The organism is Enterobacter cloacae subsp. cloacae ATCC 13047 (assembly GCF_000025565.1).
In the GTDB taxonomy this organism is placed as follows: Bacteria; Pseudomonadota; Gammaproteobacteria; order Enterobacterales; family Enterobacteriaceae; genus Enterobacter; species Enterobacter cloacae.
In genome coordinates this window covers 231,299-248,697 of the sequence record NC_014121.1, presented here as the reverse complement: position 1 = coordinate 248,697, position 17,399 = coordinate 231,299, and the positions used below count along the sequence as shown (strand labels likewise).

The window sequence follows — 17,399 nt, the reverse complement described above, 5'->3', positions numbered from 1 at the left end:
TTTTTATTTACGGCATCAACGATTACTCGTTGTCGGAACCGCCCAGACCTGCGTTCAGCAGCTCTGCCAGGCTCGCGGATGCATCTTCAGCAGTCACCTGCGGTGCAGCTGGCAGTTCGCCTGCAGCACGACGACGCATACGATCCTGATGGTACGCATAACCGGTACCCGCTGGGATCAGACGACCCACGATAACGTTCTCTTTCAGACCGCGCAGTTCATCGCGTTTACCTGCAACAGCGGCTTCGGTCAGGACACGAGTGGTTTCCTGGAACGATGCTGCAGAGATGAAGGACTCGGTTGCCAGAGACGCTTTGGTGATACCCAGCAGATCGCGCGAGAAGGTCGCACCGATTTTGCCGTTCGCTTCCAGTTCGCGGTTAGCGATCTTGACGCGTGAGTACTCAACCTGCTCGCCTTCCAGGAACTCGGAGCTGCCCGCGTTCTCGATGGTCGCTTTACGCAGCATCTGACGAACGATAACTTCGATGTGTTTATCGTTAATCTTAACGCCCTGCAGACGGTATACGTCCTGTACTTCGTTAACAATGTAACGCGTAACAGCATGCACACCACGCAGACGCAGGATGTCGTGCGGCGCTTCTGGACCGTCGGAAACCACGTCACCACGTTCTACGCGTTCACCTTCGAACACGTTGAGCTGACGCCACTTAGGAATCATCTCTTCGTACGGCTCGCTGCCATCTACCGGGGTGATAACCAGACGGCGTTTACCTTTGGTCTCTTTACCGAAGGAGATGATACCGCTGATTTCAGCCAGGATTGCCGGCTCTTTCGGACGACGTGCTTCGAACAGATCCGCAACGCGTGGCAGACCACCGGTGATGTCCTTGGTACCGCCGGATTCCTGAGGAATACGCGCCAGGGTGTCACCAGAGCTGATCTGTACGCCATCTTCCAGCTGTACAATCGCTTTACCAGGCAGGAAGTACTGCGCAGGCATATCGGTACCAGGGATCAGAACGTCGTTACCCTGAGCATCAACGATTTTCAGTGCAGGACGCAGATCTTTACCGCCGGTAGTACGTTCAGCAGAATCCAGAACCACCAGAGAAGACAGACCGGTCAGCTCGTCAGTCTGACGAGTAATGGTCTGGCCGTCGATCATGTCAGTGAAGCGGATGAAACCACTCACTTCGGTGATAACTGGCATGGTGTGTGGATCCCAGTTTGCAACGGTTTCACCGCCGGCAACCTGCTCGCCATCACCTTTCGCCATAACAGCACCGTAAGGCACTTTATAGCTCTCTTTGGTACGACCGAATTCGTCGATCAGCTTCAGTTCGGTGTTACGAGAAGTGATAACCAGTTTACCGCTGGAGTTCACAACCGATTTCGCGTTGCTGAGCTTGATGCTACCTTTGTTTTTCACCTGGATGCTGGATTCAGCAGCCGCACGAGATGCCGCACCACCGATGTGGAACGTACGCATCGTCAGCTGTGTACCCGGCTCACCGATGGACTGTGCCGCGATAACGCCGATGGCTTCACCTTTGTTGATGATGTGGCCACGTGCCAGGTCACGACCGTAGCAGTGCGCACATACACCAAAGTCGGTGTCACAGGATACAACGGAACGCACTTTCACGGAGTCAACAGAGTTCGCTTCCAGCAGGTCACACCACTGTTCGTGCAGCAGCGTGTTGCGTGGAACCAGAATGTCTGCGGTACCCGGCTTCAGAATGTCTTCCGCGGTAACACGACCCAGTACGCGATCGCGCAGTGGCTCTTTAACATCACCACCCTCGATAACCGGGGTCATGGTGATACCTTCAAGGGTGCCACAATCGTCTTCGGTCACCACCAGATCCTGCGCAACGTCAACCAGACGACGCGTCAGATAACCGGAGTTCGCTGTTTTCAGTGCGGTATCCGCCAGACCTTTACGCGCACCGTGCGTGGAGATGAAGTACTGGAGTACGTTCAGACCTTCACGGAAGTTCGCGGTGATTGGCGTTTCGATGATGGAGCCATCTGGCTTCGCCATCAGACCACGCATACCTGCCAGCTGACGAATCTGTGCTGCAGAACCACGCGCACCGGAGTCGGCCATCATGTAAATGCTGTTGAAGGAAACCTGCTGCTCTTCTACGCCGTCACGGTTAATCACGGTTTCGGTTTGCAGGTTATCCATCATCGCTTTGGATACACGATCGTTCGCCGCAGCCCAGATATCGATAACTTTGTTGTAGCGTTCGCCCGCGGTTACCAGACCAGACTGGAACTGCTCCTGGATTTCCGCAACTTCAGCTTCTGCTTCAGAGATGATCTCGTGTTTCTTCTCTGGGATGACCATGTCATCGATACCAACAGATGCACCTGAACGCGCTGCATAAGCAAAGCCGGTGTACATTGTCTGGTCAGCGAAGATAACGGTCGGCTTCAGACCCAGAATGCGGTAACAGGTGTTCAGCATTTTGGAGATCGCTTTCTTACCCAGCGCCTGGTTGACGATGGAGAAAGGCAGACCTTTCGGTACGATCATCCACAGAATGGCACGGCCGATAGTCGTGTCTTTCAGGCTGGTTTTCGCAACGAATTCGCCGTTAGCATCTTTTTCGTATTCAGTGATACGCACTTTAACGCGCGCATGCAAAGAGGCCAGGCCAGCGCGATAAATACGCTCAGCTTCTTTCGGGCCAGTCAGCACCATGCCTTCGCCTTTAGCGTTAACACAGTCACGGGTCATGTAGTACAGACCCAATACAACGTCCTGAGAAGGAACGATGATTGGCTCGCCGTTCGCTGGAGACAGGATGTTGTTGGTAGACATCATCAGCGCACGCGCTTCGAGCTGGGCTTCCAGCGTCAGCGGTACGTGAACAGCCATCTGGTCACCATCGAAGTCGGCGTTATACGCCGCACAAACCAGTGGGTGCAGCTGAATAGCTTTACCTTCGATCAGGACTGGCTCAAATGCCTGGATACCCAGACGGTGCAGAGTTGGTGCACGGTTCAGCAGTACCGGGTGCTCGCGGATCACTTCGTCCAGGATATCCCAAACGACAGCTTCTTCACGCTCAACCATTTTCTTAGCGGCTTTGATGGTGGTGGCGAGTCCTCGCAACTCCAGTTTGCCGTAGATGAATGGTTTGAACAGCTCCAGTGCCATTTTCTTCGGCAGACCGCACTGATGCAGACGCAGGTATGGACCTACGGTGATTACAGAACGACCGGAGTAGTCAACACGCTTACCGAGCAGGTTCTGACGGAAACGACCCTGTTTACCTTTGATCATGTCGGCCAAAGATTTCAGAGGACGTTTGTTAGAACCGGTGATCGCACGACCGCGACGACCGTTATCCAGCAGGGCATCTACCGCTTCCTGCAGCATACGTTTTTCGTTGCGTACGATGATATCCGGCGCAGCCAGATCCAGCAGACGTTTCAGACGGTTGTTACGGTTGATCACGCGACGATACAGATCGTTCAGATCGGACGTTGCGAAACGACCACCATCCAGCGGAACCAGCGGACGCAGATCTGGCGGCAGAACCGGCAGAACGGTCAGGATCATCCACTCTGGCTTGTTACCAGACTGAACGAACGCTTCCAGCAGTTTGATACGCTTGGTCAGCTTTTTACGCTTGGTTTCGGAGTTGGTTTCGTTCAGCTCTTCACGCAGCTGCTCGCACTCTTGCTCCAGATCCATGCTCTTCAGCAGGGCCTGAATAGCTTCCGCACCCATCTTCGCGTCGAATTCGTCACCGAACTCTTCCAGCGCGTCCAGATACTGCTCTTCAGTCAGGATCTGGTGACGTTCCAGGTTCGTCATCCCGCCTTCGATAACCACATAAGATTCGAAGTACAGAACACGTTCGATATCGCGCAGCGGCATATCCAGCAGCAGGCCGATACGGGACGGCAGAGATTTCAGGAACCAGATGTGAGCAGTCGGAGACGCCAGCTCGATGTGGCCCATGCGCTCACGGCGCACTTTGGTCTGGGTCACTTCAACGCCGCACTTCTCACAGATCACACCACGGTGTTTCAGGCGCTTGTACTTACCGCACAGGCACTCGTAATCTTTTACTGGCCCGAAAATACGTGCACAGAAAAGGCCGTCACGCTCAGGTTTGAACGTACGGTAGTTGATGGTTTCCGGCTTTTTAACTTCACCGAAAGACCATGAACGGATCATGTCTGGCGAAGCCAGAGCAATTTTGATCGCATCAAACTCTTCGGTTTTAGTTTGCGCTTTCAGAAACTTTAATAAGTCTTTCACGGATTTGCTCCCGTCGGAGTTAGCACACTCTGCTGTCGGGCGTTAACCCGACAGCAGTGACCTGTTTGAGCGAGAATTACTCGTCTTCCAGTTCGATGTTGATACCCAGCGAACGAATCTCTTTCAACAGTACGTTGAAGGACTCTGGCATGCCCGGTTCCATCTGATGGTTGCCGTCCACGATGTTCTTATACATCTTGGTACGACCGTTCACGTCATCAGACTTAACGGTGAGCATTTCCTGCAGGGTGTATGCTGCGCCGTATGCTTCCAGCGCCCACACTTCCATCTCCCCGAAGCGCTGACCACCGAACTGTGCCTTACCACCCAGCGGCTGCTGAGTAACCAGGCTGTAAGAACCGGTAGAACGAGCGTGCATTTTGTCGTCGACCAGGTGGTTCAGTTTCAGCATGTACATGTAACCTACGGTTACCGGACGCTCGAACTGTTCACCGGTACGGCCGTCAAACAGCGTAATCTGACCAGACGTTGGCAGACCACCCAGTTGCAGCAGCTCTTTAATTTCAGCTTCTTTTGCACCGTCGAATACCGGCGTTGCAATTGGCATACCTTTGCGCAGGTTCTCTGCCAGACGCAGCACTTCTTCATCGCTGAAGGTGTTCAGGTCGACTTTCTGACGCACATCGGTGCCCAGATCGTAGGCACGCTGGATGAATTCGCGCAGTTTCGCGACTTCCTGCTGCTGTTTCAGCATGGCGTTAATCTTGTCGCCGATACCTTTCGCAGCCATACCCAGGTGGGTTTCCAGAATCTGACCGATGTTCATACGAGACGGTACGCCCAGTGGGTTCAGTACGATATCTACCGGCGTACCGTTAGCATCGTGCGGCATATCTTCGATCGGGTTGATCTTAGAGATAACACCCTTGTTACCGTGACGACCTGCCATCTTATCACCAGGCTGGATCTGACGTTTAACAGCCAGATACACCTTAACAATCTTCAGCACGCCTGGTGCCAGATCGTCGCCCTGAGTGATTTTGCGGCGTTTCGCTTCGAGTTTTTTCTCGAACTCGTGTTTCAGTTCGTCATACTGCTCAGCCAGCTGTTCCAGCTGATTTTGTTTCTCTTCGTCGGTCAGGCCCAGTTCCAGCCAGCGATCGCGTGGCAGTTTGTCGAGCTTCTCAGCTTCAACGCCACCGGCAACCAGCACCGCGTAGATACGGCTGAACAGACCCGCTTCGAGGATCTGCAGTTCTTCAGACAGGTCTTTCTTAGCCTGTTTGAGCTGCATCTCTTCGATTTCCAGCGCACGTTTATCTTTCTCAACGCCGTCACGGGTGAAGACCTGAACGTCGATAACCGTACCGGAAACACCGTTTGGTACGCGCAGAGAAGAGTCTTTAACGTCAGACGCTTTCTCACCGAAGATTGCACGCAGCAGTTTCTCTTCTGGCGTCAGCTGGGTTTCACCTTTCGGCGTTACCTTACCAACCAGAATGTCGCCGCCGGTCACTTCCGCACCGATGTAAACGATACCGGATTCATCCAGTTTAGAGAGCGCAGCTTCACCCACGTTAGGGATGTCAGCGGTGATCTCTTCTGGCCCCAGCTTGGTGTCACGGGACACACAGGCCAGTTCCTGAATGTGGATGGTGGTGAAACGATCTTCCTGTACCACACGTTCGGAGACGAGGATGGAGTCTTCGAAGTTGTAACCGTTCCAAGGCATGAACGCTACGCGCATGTTCTGACCGAGCGCCAGTTCACCAAGGTCGGTGGACGGACCGTCTGCCAGCACGTCGCCGCGCTCAACTGGCTCACCCAGAGATACGCAAGGCATCTGGTTGATACAGGTGTTTTGGTTAGAACGGGTGTATTTAGTCAGGTTGTAGATGTCGATACCCGCTTCGCCCGGATACATCTCGTCTTCGTTAACTTTGATAACGATACGGGATGCGTCAACGTACTGAACGGTACCGCCACGCTTAGCCACTGCAGTAACACCGGAGTCAACGGCAACAGCACGTTCCATACCGGTACCAACCAGCGGCTTATCAGCACGCAGAGTTGGAACGGCCTGACGTTGCATGTTCGCACCCATCAATGCACGGTTGGCGTCATCGTGTTCCAGGAACGGGATCAGGGACGCACCGACGGATACCACCTGCTGGGTGGATACGTCCATGTAGTCAACCTGGTCGCGGCTGAACAAGCTGGATTCGCCTTTGCTACGGCAGGTAACCAGATCTTCTACAAAGTGGCCTTCGTCATCCAGGTTGGAGTTCGCCTGAGCGATAACGTAGTTGCCTTCTTCAATAGCAGACAGGTAATGAATTTCGTCGGTAACAACACCGTCAGTCACTTTACGGTACGGGGTCTCAAGGAAACCGTATTCGTTTGTCTGTGCGTACACGGACAGGGAGTTGATCAGACCGATGTTTGGACCTTCAGGCGTTTCGATTGGACATACGCGACCGTAGTGAGTCGGGTGTACGTCTCGAACTTCGAAGCCTGCGCGTTCACGGGTCAGACCGCCTGGGCCGAGTGCAGAGATACGACGTTTGTGCGTAATCTCAGACAGCGGGTTGTTCTGGTCCATGAACTGAGACAGCTGGCTGGAACCGAAGAACTCTTTCACTGCTGCAGAAATCGGCTTGGCGTTGATCATATCCTGAGGCATCAGGGTATCCAGATCGCCCAGAGACAGACGCTCTTTCACCGCACGCTCTACACGTACCAGGCCAACGCGGAACTGGTTTTCCGCCATTTCGCCTACGGAACGGATACGACGGTTGCCGAGGTGGTCGATGTCGTCCACTTCGCCTTTACCGTTACGGATATCGATGAGCTTCTTCATCACTTCGATGATGTCGTCTTTGCTCAGGATACCGGAACCTTCGATCTCATCGCGCAGCAGAGAACGGTTGAACTTCATACGACCAACTGCAGACAGATCGTAGCGGTCTTCAGAGAAGAACAGGTTCTCGAACAGGCTTTCAGCTGCTTCGCGAGTTGGTGGCTCACCAGGACGCATCATGCGGTAGATTTCTACCAACGCGCTCAGACGATCGTTGGTTGGGTCGACGCGTACAGTCTCAGAGATGTACGGACCGTGGTCCAGATCGTTAGTGAACAGCGTTTCGATACGTTTGTGGCCAGCCTGACTCAGCTTAGCCAGCAGATCCAGGCTCAGCTCCATGTTAGCCGGGCAGATCAGCTCGCCAGTTGATTCATCAACGTAATCTTTCGCGGCTACTTTTCCTGCAATGTATTCAACCGGAACTTCGATGTGTTTGATATCATCTTTTTCCAGCTGACGGATGTGGCGCGCGGTAATACGGCGACCTTTTTCCACATACACTTTGCCGTCGGCTTCGATGTCGAACGACGCGGTCTCACCACGCAGACGTTCCGGCACCAGCTCCATCTGCAGCTTGTTGTCGCGGATTTCAAAGATCACTTTTTCAAAGAACAGGTCCAGGATCTGTTCAGTGGTATAGTTCAGTGCGCGCAGAATGATGGTTGCAGGCAGTTTACGACGACGGTCGATACGGACAAACAGGTTGTCTTTTGGATCGAACTCGAAGTCCAGCCATGAACCACGGTAAGGAATGATGCGCGCGTTATACAGTACTTTACCGGAAGAGTGTGTTTTACCTTTATCGCTGTCGAAGAAGACGCCCGGGCTACGGTGCAGCTGGGAAACGATAACACGCTCAGTACCGTTGATAACGAAAGTACCGTTGTCTGTCATGAGTGGAATTTCACCCATGTAGACTTCTTGTTCTTTAATGTCTTTAACAGTGCCTTCCGGCGCTTCGCGCTCGTAGATCACCAGACGCAGTTTTACGCGCAGCGGTGCGGAATAGGTCACGCCACGGATCTGACATTCCTGAACGTCAAACACCGGTTCGCCAAGGCGGTAGCTGACGTACTGCAGCTCGGAGTTACCGCTGTAGCTCTGAATTGGGAACACGGAACGGAAGGCTGCTTCCAGACCGTACTGCCCTTCAGGATCTTGCTCGATAAACTTCTGGAACGAGTCAAGCTGGATAGAAAGGAGATATGGAATGTCCAGAACTTGTGGACGTTTACCAAAATCCTTACGAATACGTTTTTTCTCGGTATAGGAGTAAACCATAGGGTTCCTCAGCTCGCTGACAAGTCGACCCATCTGTCCGACGAAGGGACAGTTTGTGCAACACCATTTTGTGGACCGGAAAATTGAATACTTTCCGCAATACCTGTTGCTATCACGCTTAAACCATTTCATTGCGATTTACACAGAGCGAGCACCCTGTCGCAGTATATTAAGTCGTCGATAGAAACAAGCATTGAAAGACACATCGATAGTCAAACAGTGTGAAATGCTACCGAGGCCTTACAGCGCAAAAAGGCTGGTGACTAAAAAGTCACCAGCCATCAGCCTAATTACTTAGGCTGCAACCAGAAAAGTTGGCTTATTTAACTTCAACTTCAGCGCCAGCTTCTTCCAGAGATTTTTTCAGTGCTTCTGCGTCGTCTTTGCTCACGCCTTCTTTCAGCGCAGCTGGAGCAGATTCTACCAGGTCTTTAGCTTCTTTCAGACCCAGACCGGTAGCGCCACGAACAGCTTTGATTACTGCAACTTTGTTCGCGCCAGCAGCTTTCAGAATTACGTCGAATTCAGTTTTCTCTTCAGCAGCGTCAGCAGCTGGGCCAGCAGCAACAGCTACAGCAGCAGCAGCAGAAACACCGAATTTTTCTTCCATTGCAGAGATCAGCTCAACAACGTCCATTACGGACATAGCGGATACTGCTTCAATGATTTGATCTTTAGTGATAGACATTTAAATTGTTCCTGAATATCAGAATAAGTTTATACGTAAGCAGATGCTTTATAAAGATAACTGCGATTAAGCAGCTTCTTTCGCATCGCGTACAGCAGCCAGAGTACGAACCAGTTTGCCAGCCGAAGCTTCTTTCATGGTTGCCATCAGGCGTGCAATTGCTTCTTCGTAGGTCGGCAGAGTTGCCAGGCGGTCGATCTGAGACGCCGGGATCAGCTCACCTTCAAAGGCAGCGGCTTTGACCTCAAATTTTGCATTCGCTTTCGCGAACTCTTTGAACAGACGAGCAGCAGCGCCCGGGTGTTCCATAGAGTATGCAATCAGGGTCGGACCAACAAACGTGTCTTTCAGGCACTCAAAAGAGGTACCTTCAACAGCACGGCGCAGCAGGGTGTTACGAACAACACGCATGTAAACGCCAGCTTCACGACCTGCTTTACGCAGTTCAGTCATTTTATCTACAGTTACGCCACGGGAATCCGCAACTACTGCAGACAGCGCGCCTTTGGCTACTTCGCTGACTTCAGCAACAATCGCTTGTTTGTCTTGAAGATTTAAAGCCATTAGCTTTTGCTCCTGGATGTTTGCCGGAACTCATGTTCCGGAACTCACTTCACTCTTCCCAACGGAAAGAGCGTCTTAATACGGTGAGCAGAAACAAGCCAGAATATCCAAAAATAATCTTAGCGTTCTGTCACCGTCTACGCAGGGGATTAAGTCTCTTGCGAAACACCTGCGGTCTTCGACGGAGGCCTGGATTAGGCCAGGCTCCAACGAACAATTCTTTTAGCCGCTAACTTTCGTTAGCAAACGTGGGGGTAAGATTGTAGACAAAATCACCGCCCACGTAAAGGCATTAGTTTGCAGCAGCGCTCAGGCCAGCCTGGTCAACTGCAACACCTGCACCCATGGTGGTGGAGATGCTAACTTTCTTGATGTACACGCCTTTCGCCTGAGTTGGTTTAGCTTTTTTCAGCGCAACCAGCAGAGCTTCCAGGTTTTCTTTCAGTTTGTCAGCGTCGAAGTCCACTTTACCGATGGTGGTGTGGATGATGCCGTTTTTGTCGTTACGATAACGAACCTGACCTGCTTTAGCGTTCTTAACTGCTTCAGCAACGTTAGGGGTTACAGTACCCACTTTCGGGTTTGGCATCAGGCCGCGTGGACCCAGAACCTGGCCCAGCTGGCCAACAACGCGCATTGCATCTGGAGATGCGATAACAACGTCAAAGTTCATTTCGCCTTTTTTGATCTGGTCAGCCAGATCTTCCATACCTACCAGTTCAGCGCCAGCAGCTTTAGCAGCTTCTGCGTTTGCACCCTGAGTAAATACAGCTACGCGAACGGAACGGCCAGTACCGTGTGGCAGTACAGTTGCACCACGAACGTTCTGATCAGATTTACGAGCATCGATGCCCAGGTTAACAGCAACGTCAACGCTTTCAACGAACTTAGCGGTAGCCAGTTCTTTCAGCAGAGCGATAGCTTCGTTGATGTCGTACTGTTTGGTCGCATCAACTTTGTCACGGATCACGGACATGCGCTTGGTCAGTTTAGCCATTTCTTAGTCCTCCACTACCAGGCCCATGGAACGTGCAGTACCTTCGATAGAGCGAGTCATCGCTTCAATGTCGGCACCAGTCATGTCGGCAGCTTTGGTCTGCGCGATTTCCTGCAGCTGAGCGCGGGAAATTTTACCCACTTTGTCTTTGTTCGGTTTACCGGAACCAGACTTGATACCAGCCGCTTTCTTCAGCAGAACTGCTGCAGGAGGGGTTTTGGTAACGAAAGTGAAAGAACGGTCAGCGTAAACAGTGATTACAACTGGGATTGGCAGACCTTTTTCCAGGGATTCAGTTTTGGCGTTAAACGCTTTACAGAATTCCATGATGTTCACACCCTGCTGACCCAGAGCTGGACCAACTGGTGGACTTGGGTTCGCCATACCAGCTGCAACCTGCAGCTTGACGTAGGCTTGTACTTTCTTAGCCATTCTAAAATCCTCTGATTGGGTGATAGCGCCTCAGCGAGGCTCCCCGTGAATAAAATCGTTTTACAGGCCGTGGCCCATAAAAACAAAAGGCGCGAAATTGTATTCCAATCTCGCGCCCTGTGCAACGATTAAATCGCCGCTTTTTTGATCGCTGCTTAGGCTTTTTCTACCTGGGCAAAGTCCAGTTCTACCGGGGTCGCACGACCGAAGATAGAAACAGAAACTTTCAGGCGGGATTTCTCGTAATCCACTTCTTCGACCACGCCATTAAAGTCAGCAAACGGACCGTCATTAACACGAACCATTTCACCCGGTTCAAACAGCGTTTTCGGACGCGGCTTATCACCCACCTGCTGCAGGCGGTTCATAATCGCATCAACTTCTTTGTCGCTGATTGGCGCCGGACGGTCAGACGTGCCGCCGATAAAGCCCATCACGCGCGGTACGCTGCGCACAAGGTGCCAGCTCGCGTCGTTCATAACCATCTGAACCAGCACGTAACCCGGGAAGAATTTACGCTCGCTTTTGCGGCGTTGGCCGCCACGGATCTCGACCACTTCTTCGGTCGGAACCATAACTTCGCCAAATAACTCTTCCATGTTGTGTAATTTGATATGCTCACGCAGCGACGTTGCTACGCGGCCTTCAAAACCGGAAAACGCCTGAACGACGTACCAGCGCTTTTTAGGGGCTTCAGACATCTCAGAACCTCAGGCCAGTGATAAAGGATACCAGGCGAACCAGAATACCATCCAGTCCCCACAGGATCAGTGACATTACAGCGGTTACCGCCGCTACGATCAGCGTGGTGTGCAATGTTTCCTGGCGAGTCGGCCAAATTACCTTACGGACTTCGGTACGCGCTTCGCGGGCAAAAGCGACAGTCGCTTTGCCTTTTGTCGTCAACAGCGCGACACCACCCGCTGCAGCAATCAGAATTACCACTGCAAGCGCGCGTAGCGGCAGCATAATGTCACGATAAAGATAGTTGCCGACGATCGCTACGATCAGCAGAACGGCTACCACTACCCATTTCATCGCTTCCAGGCCGCGCCCGCTCCCTTGAGCTTCGGTATTCGCACTCATAAACCAACCTGTCAGAAGTATTCTACAAACATTTTCACCCCGCGATCGCGAGGCAAACCAAATCGAAATGCTAATTCGCTTTTCGAATTATACGCTCTCTGCAGAGCCTGTCTCAGCAATGATTATGACAAAAATAATCACTGATGAGCCAGGTTCTGGCGTGAAAGCGTGCAAAAAGGGCATCAAATGATGCCCTTTTATTGCGCATTGCGTCAAATGTTATCAGCAATTAGCCGAGAACTTTAGCAACCACGCCCGCGCCAACGGTACGGCCACCTTCACGGATTGCGAAACGCAGACCGTCGTCCATCGCGATTGGGTGGATCAGAGTCACAACCATCTTGATGTTGTCGCCTGGCATTACCATCTCTACGCCTTCTGGCAGTTCGATGGTACCGGTCACGTCAGTTGTACGGAAGTAGAACTGTGGACGGTAGCCTTTGAAGAACGGAGTATGACGGCCGCCTTCGTCTTTGGACAGGATGTACACTTCAGATTCGAACTTGGTGTGTGGCTTGATTGAGCCTGGCTTCGCCAGAACCTGACCACGTTCGATTTCTTCACGTTTGATACCACGCAGCAGAACACCAACGTTCTCACCAGCACGGCCTTCGTCCAGCAGTTTGCGGAACATTTCAACGCCAGTACAGGTAGACTTCGCAGTCTCTTTGATACCAACGATTTCAACTTCTTCACCCACTTTGATGATACCGCGCTCTACACGACCGGTAACAACGGTACCACGACCGGAGATGGAGAATACGTCTTCGATTGGCAGCAGGAATGGCTTATCAATCGCACGCTCTGGTTCTGGGATGTAAGAATCCAGGTAGCCAGCCAGTTCGATGATTTTCGCTTCCCACTCTGCGTCGCCTTCCAGCGCTTTCAGAGCAGAACCACGAACGATTGGGGTATCGTCGCCTGGGAAATCGTACTGAGACAGCAGTTCACGAACTTCCATCTCTACCAGTTCCAGCAGCTCTTCGTCATCAACCATGTCGCATTTGTTCAGGAACACGATGATGTAAGGAACGCCTACCTGACGACCCAGCAGGATGTGCTCACGAGTCTGAGGCATTGGGCCGTCAGTCGCAGCTACTACCAGGATCGCGCCGTCCATCTGCGCAGCACCGGTGATCATGTTTTTAACATAGTCGGCGTGGCCTGGGCAGTCTACGTGTGCGTAGTGGCGAGTCGGGGTGTCATACTCAACGTGAGAGGTGTTGATGGTGATACCACGAGCTTTTTCTTCTGGTGCGTTATCGATCTGGTCGAATGCACGAGCAGAACCACCGTAGGTTTTTGCCAGAACGGTAGTGATTGCAGCGGTCAGCGTTGTTTTACCATGGTCAACGTGGCCGATAGTACCGACGTTAACGTGCGGTTTTGTACGTTCAAACTTTTCTTTAGACATCGATTGTCCCTCTAAGACACGGATAAATCGGTGATATCACCACATCAACCAGGCGAAATGCCTGAACTGTTGAATCAAGTAAAATTGAAACAGAGAGAAACGGGAAGGAGAAGTGAAGTGGTGCTGATACCCAGAGTCGAACTGGGGACCTCACCCTTACCAAGGGTGCGCTCTACCAACTGAGCCATATCAGCACGTATTGGAGCGGGCAGCGGGAATCGAACCCGCATCATCAGCTTGGAAGGCTGAGGTAATAGCCATTATACGATGCCCGCATCCTGAAACTCGGCTACCCAGTTCTTTCTGTAACAAAAAAAGAGATTTCTCTCTTTTTAAGTTCGAGCTGATTCAGCTTTTAAACCAGCTCCGGCGGCATTTACGCTGCCAGAAAGTGGTGGTGGGGGAAGGATTCGAACCTTCGAAGTCTGTGACGGCAGATTTACAGTCTGCTCCCTTTGGCCGCTCGGGAACCCCACCGGACTTGATGGTGCCGACTACCGGAATCGAACTGGTGACCTACTGATTACAAGTCAGTTGCTCTACCTACTGAGCTAAGTCGGCATCAAGTAGCGCGCATTCTATGGATACCTGCGCGGTCATGCAACTAAAAATTTGCATAAAACGTTCTTTCGCTCACATTTTATGCTAACCACGCATCAAGCGCTGTAAAAGTAATCATTAGCGGTCAAATATTCAACATATATGAGCGAATTGCATCGCATACGCCGTAGCGTGACGGCTTCCGCGTAACGCAGCGCTTTCCATCTTTTTTCTTATTATTCCTGTCATCTGGTGTTAACCTCCTGCCCATTGTCCAAAATTAACTGTGTGATGAGCCATGATCCGGCAGTGTGATGCTGGCTCACTGAAGCATGCTTATGAGCAAAAAAGAGCAAACGTTAATGACGCCTTATCTTCACTTTAACCGCAGCCAGTGGGCTGCCCTGCGTGATTCCGTCCCTATGACGCTGACGGAAGGTGAAATCGCACGGTTAAAAGGGATAAACGAAGATCTGTCCCTGGAAGAAGTGGCAGAAATTTATCTCCCCCTCTCACGCTTGCTTAACTTCTATATCAGTTCCAACCTGCGCCGTCAGGCGGTGCTGGAGCAGTTCCTTGGAACCAATGGTCAACGCATTCCTTATATCATCAGTATTGCTGGCAGCGTGGCGGTAGGTAAAAGCACAACCGCGCGTGTCTTGCAGGCTCTCCTGAGCCGCTGGCCAGAACACCGCAGCGTGGAGCTGATCACCACCGACGGCTTTCTGCACCCCAATGAGGTGTTAAAAGAACGCGGGCTGATGAAGAAGAAGGGCTTCCCGCTCTCTTATGACATGCACCGTCTGGTGAAATTTGTCTCTGACCTGAAATCCGGCGTGCCTAACGTCACGGCGCCGGTCTATTCGCACCTGATCTACGATCGCATTCCAGGCGGAGACAAAACGGTGGTGCAGCCAGACATTCTGATTCTGGAAGGGTTAAATGTGCTGCAAAGTGGGATGGATTATCCTCACGATCCGCATCACGTGTTTGTCTCTGACTTCGTCGATTTCTCTATTTATGTCGATGCACCGGAAGATTTACTGCAAAGCTGGTATATCAACCGTTTCCTGAAGTTCCGCGAAGGGGCGTTCACTGACCCGGACTCCTATTTCCATCACTACGCCCAGCTTTCTGAAGAAGAGGCGGTGAAGGTGGCGACAGGTCTGTGGAACGAGATCAACTACGTAAACCTGAAAGAAAACATTCTCCCTACCCGCGAGCGGGCGAGCCTGATCCTCACCAAGAGCGAGAAACACGCCGTGGACCAGATTCGTTTGCGGAAATAGGTTAGCAGACATAAAAAAACCGGCTCAACGCCGGTTTTTTTGTTTACGCCTGAGGCTTTTCGCCGTTTTCATCCTGATCGACCGCAAAGCAGGCCACCAGCTGACCGCGATAATCTTTCAGCTGCGGCTGTAGCTGGGTGCAAGGGCCAAAGCGGCGAATGCAGCGGGCGTTGAACGCACATCCCGGAGGTGGATTCAGCGGACTTGGCAGTTCACCGGTCAGCTTAATACGCTCACGACGATCGTCCGGGTTCAGGCGCGGTGTCGCAGAGAGCAGCGCCTGGGTGTACGGGTGGCGAGGGTTATTAAAGATCTGATCTTTCGTCCCCTTCTCCACGCAGCGCCCCAGATACATCACCATCACTTCATCAGCGATATGCTCTACCACCGACAGGTCGTGGGAGATAAATACGTAAGACAGCCCCAGCTCCTGCTGCAGATCCATCATCAGATTCAGCACCTGTGCGCGCACGGAAACGTCGAGCGCTGAGACCGGTTCATCGGCAATCACGACATCCGGATCGAGCATCAGGCCACGGGCGATGGCGATACGCTGGCGCTGACCGCCAGAGAACATATGCGGGTAGCGATCGTAATGCTCGGTTTTCAGGCCGACTTTCGCCATCATCGCCAGCGCTTTTTCACGACGCTGCTCTTTGCTGAGATTACTGTTAATCAGCAGCGGCTCTTCCAGAATCTGCCCCACTTTCTTGCGCGGGTTCAATGAACCGTACGGGTTCTGGAACACAATCTGGATTTTCTGGCGACGCAGCTTCTGCGCCTGCGGATCGTGCTTGAGCAGATCCTGCCCCTGATAATAGAGTTCGCCGCCGGTAGGCGTTTCAATCATCGTCAACAGACGGCCTAAGGTTGATTTGCCGCAGCCCGACTCCCCGACCACCGCCAGCGTTTTACCGCGTTCGAGGGTAAAGGAGACGCCGTCCAGCGCTTTCACCAGGCGCTCAGGGGCAAAAATCCCCTTCTTCACCGGGTAGTGTTTTTTCAGGTCGATAGCCTGCAACAGCGGTTGTTGCGTGGTGGCCTGTTGCGTACTCATAGTGTTGGCCTCCCGGCATCATCGAGTGGGTAGTGGCATTTCGACTGACGACCGTCAGCCAGCTGGTTCAGCTCAGGCTCTTCTGCACGGCATTTATCCGTCGCATACGGGCAACGCGGATTCAGCAGGCAGCCCTGCGGACGGTCATATTTACCCGGTACCACACCCGGCAGCGACGCCAGACGCGCTTTATCCTGGGCAAACTCCGGCAGCGCACGTAAAAGCGCCTGGGTATACGGATGACGCGGTGCGCGGAAGATATCGTGCGAACTTCCGGTCTCCACCACCTGTCCTGCATACATCACGATGATTTTGTGTGCTGCTTCAGCCACCAGCGCCAGGTCGTGCGTAATCAGCACCAGCGCCATGTTCTCTTTCTGCTGCAGTTCCAGCAGCAGCTCGATGATTTGCGCCTGGATGGTCACGTCCAGCGCTGTGGTCGGCTCATCGGCAATCAGCAGTTTTGGCCGACAGGCAATTGCCATCGCGATCATCACACGCTGACTCATCCCGCCAGAAAGCTGATGCGGGTAGACATCAAGGCGCGATGCCGGGTCAGGGATCCCCACCTGGTTCAGCAGGTCGATCGCCCGCTGACGACGGGTTTTCTTGTTACCGCCCTGATGGACCTTGATCGCCTCCATAATCTGGAAGCCCACGGTGTAGCAGGGGTTCAGGCTGGTCATCGGGTCCTGGAAGATCATCGCCACTTCCGCGCCCACCAGCTGGCGGCGCTGTTTCTCGGAAATGCGCTTCAGATCCTGACCATTGAACTGCAGGTTTTCCGCCATCACGCGGCCCGGATAATCGATCAGCCCCATAATCGCCAGTGAGCTTACGGACTTACCGGAACCGGATTCCCCAACAATGCCAACCACTTCGCCCTGATTTACGCTGTAGCTGATGCGGTCCACGGCGCGAAACGGGGTGCCTTCATCGCCGAAGTGCACCGATAATTTATCTACATTTAATAACGCCATC

Annotated in this window: 12 protein-coding genes and 4 tRNA genes; 1 reads left to right on the top strand and 15 read right to left on the bottom strand. The window is 52.6% G+C overall.

The window, feature by feature from the left end; all coding sequences use genetic code 11:
• Positions 1–22: 22 nt before the first annotated feature.
• From rpoC to ECL_RS01130, 13 genes are all read right to left on the bottom strand, one after another.
• Positions 23–4,246 (bottom strand): DNA-directed RNA polymerase subunit beta', encoded by a 4,224-nt coding sequence (gene rpoC / locus ECL_RS01190; protein WP_013095003.1) that lies wholly within the window; start codon positions 4,244–4,246, stop codon positions 23–25.
• A gap of 76 nt (positions 4,247–4,322) precedes the next feature.
• Positions 4,323–8,351: a DNA-directed RNA polymerase subunit beta gene (rpoB, locus tag ECL_RS01185; RefSeq protein WP_008503453.1), complete on the bottom strand. Its 4,029-nt coding sequence runs from the start codon at positions 8,349–8,351 to the stop codon at positions 4,323–4,325.
• A 319-nt stretch (positions 8,352–8,670) separates the two neighbouring features.
• A complete protein-coding gene (gene rplL / locus ECL_RS01180; RefSeq protein ID WP_013095002.1) occupies positions 8,671–9,039 on the bottom strand; it encodes a 50S ribosomal protein L7/L12 in 369 nt (122 codons plus the stop codon).
• A gap of 66 nt (positions 9,040–9,105) precedes the next feature.
• The gene (gene rplJ, locus ECL_RS01175) at positions 9,106–9,603 is read right to left on the bottom strand and encodes a 50S ribosomal protein L10 (protein ID WP_013095001.1); all 498 of its coding nucleotides are present in this window, start codon (positions 9,601–9,603) and stop codon (positions 9,106–9,108) included.
• A gap of 292 nt (positions 9,604–9,895) precedes the next feature.
• The gene (rplA, locus tag ECL_RS01170; RefSeq protein WP_013095000.1) at positions 9,896–10,600 is read right to left on the bottom strand and encodes a 50S ribosomal protein L1; all 705 of its coding nucleotides are present in this window, start codon (positions 10,598–10,600) and stop codon (positions 9,896–9,898) included.
• A gap of 3 nt (positions 10,601–10,603) precedes the next feature.
• Positions 10,604–11,032, bottom strand: a complete 429-nt coding sequence (gene rplK / locus ECL_RS01165) for a 50S ribosomal protein L11 (protein ID WP_008503452.1) — start codon at positions 11,030–11,032, stop codon at positions 10,604–10,606.
• Positions 11,033–11,187: 155 nt separating this feature from the next.
• Positions 11,188–11,733 carry a transcription termination/antitermination protein NusG gene (gene nusG, locus ECL_RS01160; protein ID WP_003862341.1) on the bottom strand — a complete coding sequence of 182 codons (546 nt, stop codon included), beginning with the start codon at positions 11,731–11,733 and terminating at the stop codon, positions 11,188–11,190.
• Position 11,734: 1 nt separating this feature from the next.
• Positions 11,735–12,118: a preprotein translocase subunit SecE gene (secE, locus tag ECL_RS01155; protein ID WP_013094999.1), complete on the bottom strand. Its 384-nt coding sequence runs from the start codon at positions 12,116–12,118 to the stop codon at positions 11,735–11,737.
• A gap of 229 nt (positions 12,119–12,347) precedes the next feature.
• Positions 12,348–13,532 (bottom strand): elongation factor Tu, encoded by a 1,185-nt coding sequence (gene tuf / locus ECL_RS01150; RefSeq protein ID WP_013094997.1) that lies wholly within the window; start codon positions 13,530–13,532, stop codon positions 12,348–12,350.
• Between the two features lie 118 nt (positions 13,533–13,650).
• A tRNA-Thr gene (locus ECL_RS01145) sits at positions 13,651–13,726 on the bottom strand.
• A 6-nt stretch (positions 13,727–13,732) separates the two neighbouring features.
• Positions 13,733–13,807, bottom strand: a tRNA-Gly gene (locus ECL_RS01140).
• Between the two features lie 117 nt (positions 13,808–13,924).
• Positions 13,925–14,009, bottom strand: a tRNA-Tyr gene (locus tag ECL_RS01135).
• 8 nt (positions 14,010–14,017) lie between these two features.
• Positions 14,018–14,093, bottom strand: a tRNA-Thr gene (locus tag ECL_RS01130).
• A 317-nt stretch (positions 14,094–14,410) separates the two neighbouring features.
• Here ECL_RS01130 and coaA point away from each other — a divergent pair.
• Entirely contained in the window at positions 14,411–15,361 is a 951-nt protein-coding gene (gene coaA / locus ECL_RS01125; protein ID WP_013094996.1) for a type I pantothenate kinase, read from the top strand.
• 43 nt (positions 15,362–15,404) lie between these two features.
• Here the strand turns inward: coaA and dppF are convergent, their stop codons facing one another.
• Both dppF and dppD read right to left on the bottom strand, forming a co-directional pair.
• On the bottom strand, positions 15,405–16,418 hold the full coding sequence (gene dppF / locus ECL_RS01120) for a dipeptide ABC transporter ATP-binding subunit DppF (protein ID WP_013094995.1): 1,014 nt from the start codon (positions 16,416–16,418) through the stop codon (positions 15,405–15,407).
• Entirely contained in the window at positions 16,415–17,398 is a 984-nt protein-coding gene (gene dppD, locus ECL_RS01115) for a dipeptide ABC transporter ATP-binding protein (protein ID WP_013094994.1), read from the bottom strand. The genes dppF and dppD overlap by 4 nt, the downstream gene beginning before the upstream one ends.
• Position 17,399 lies beyond the last annotated feature (1 nt).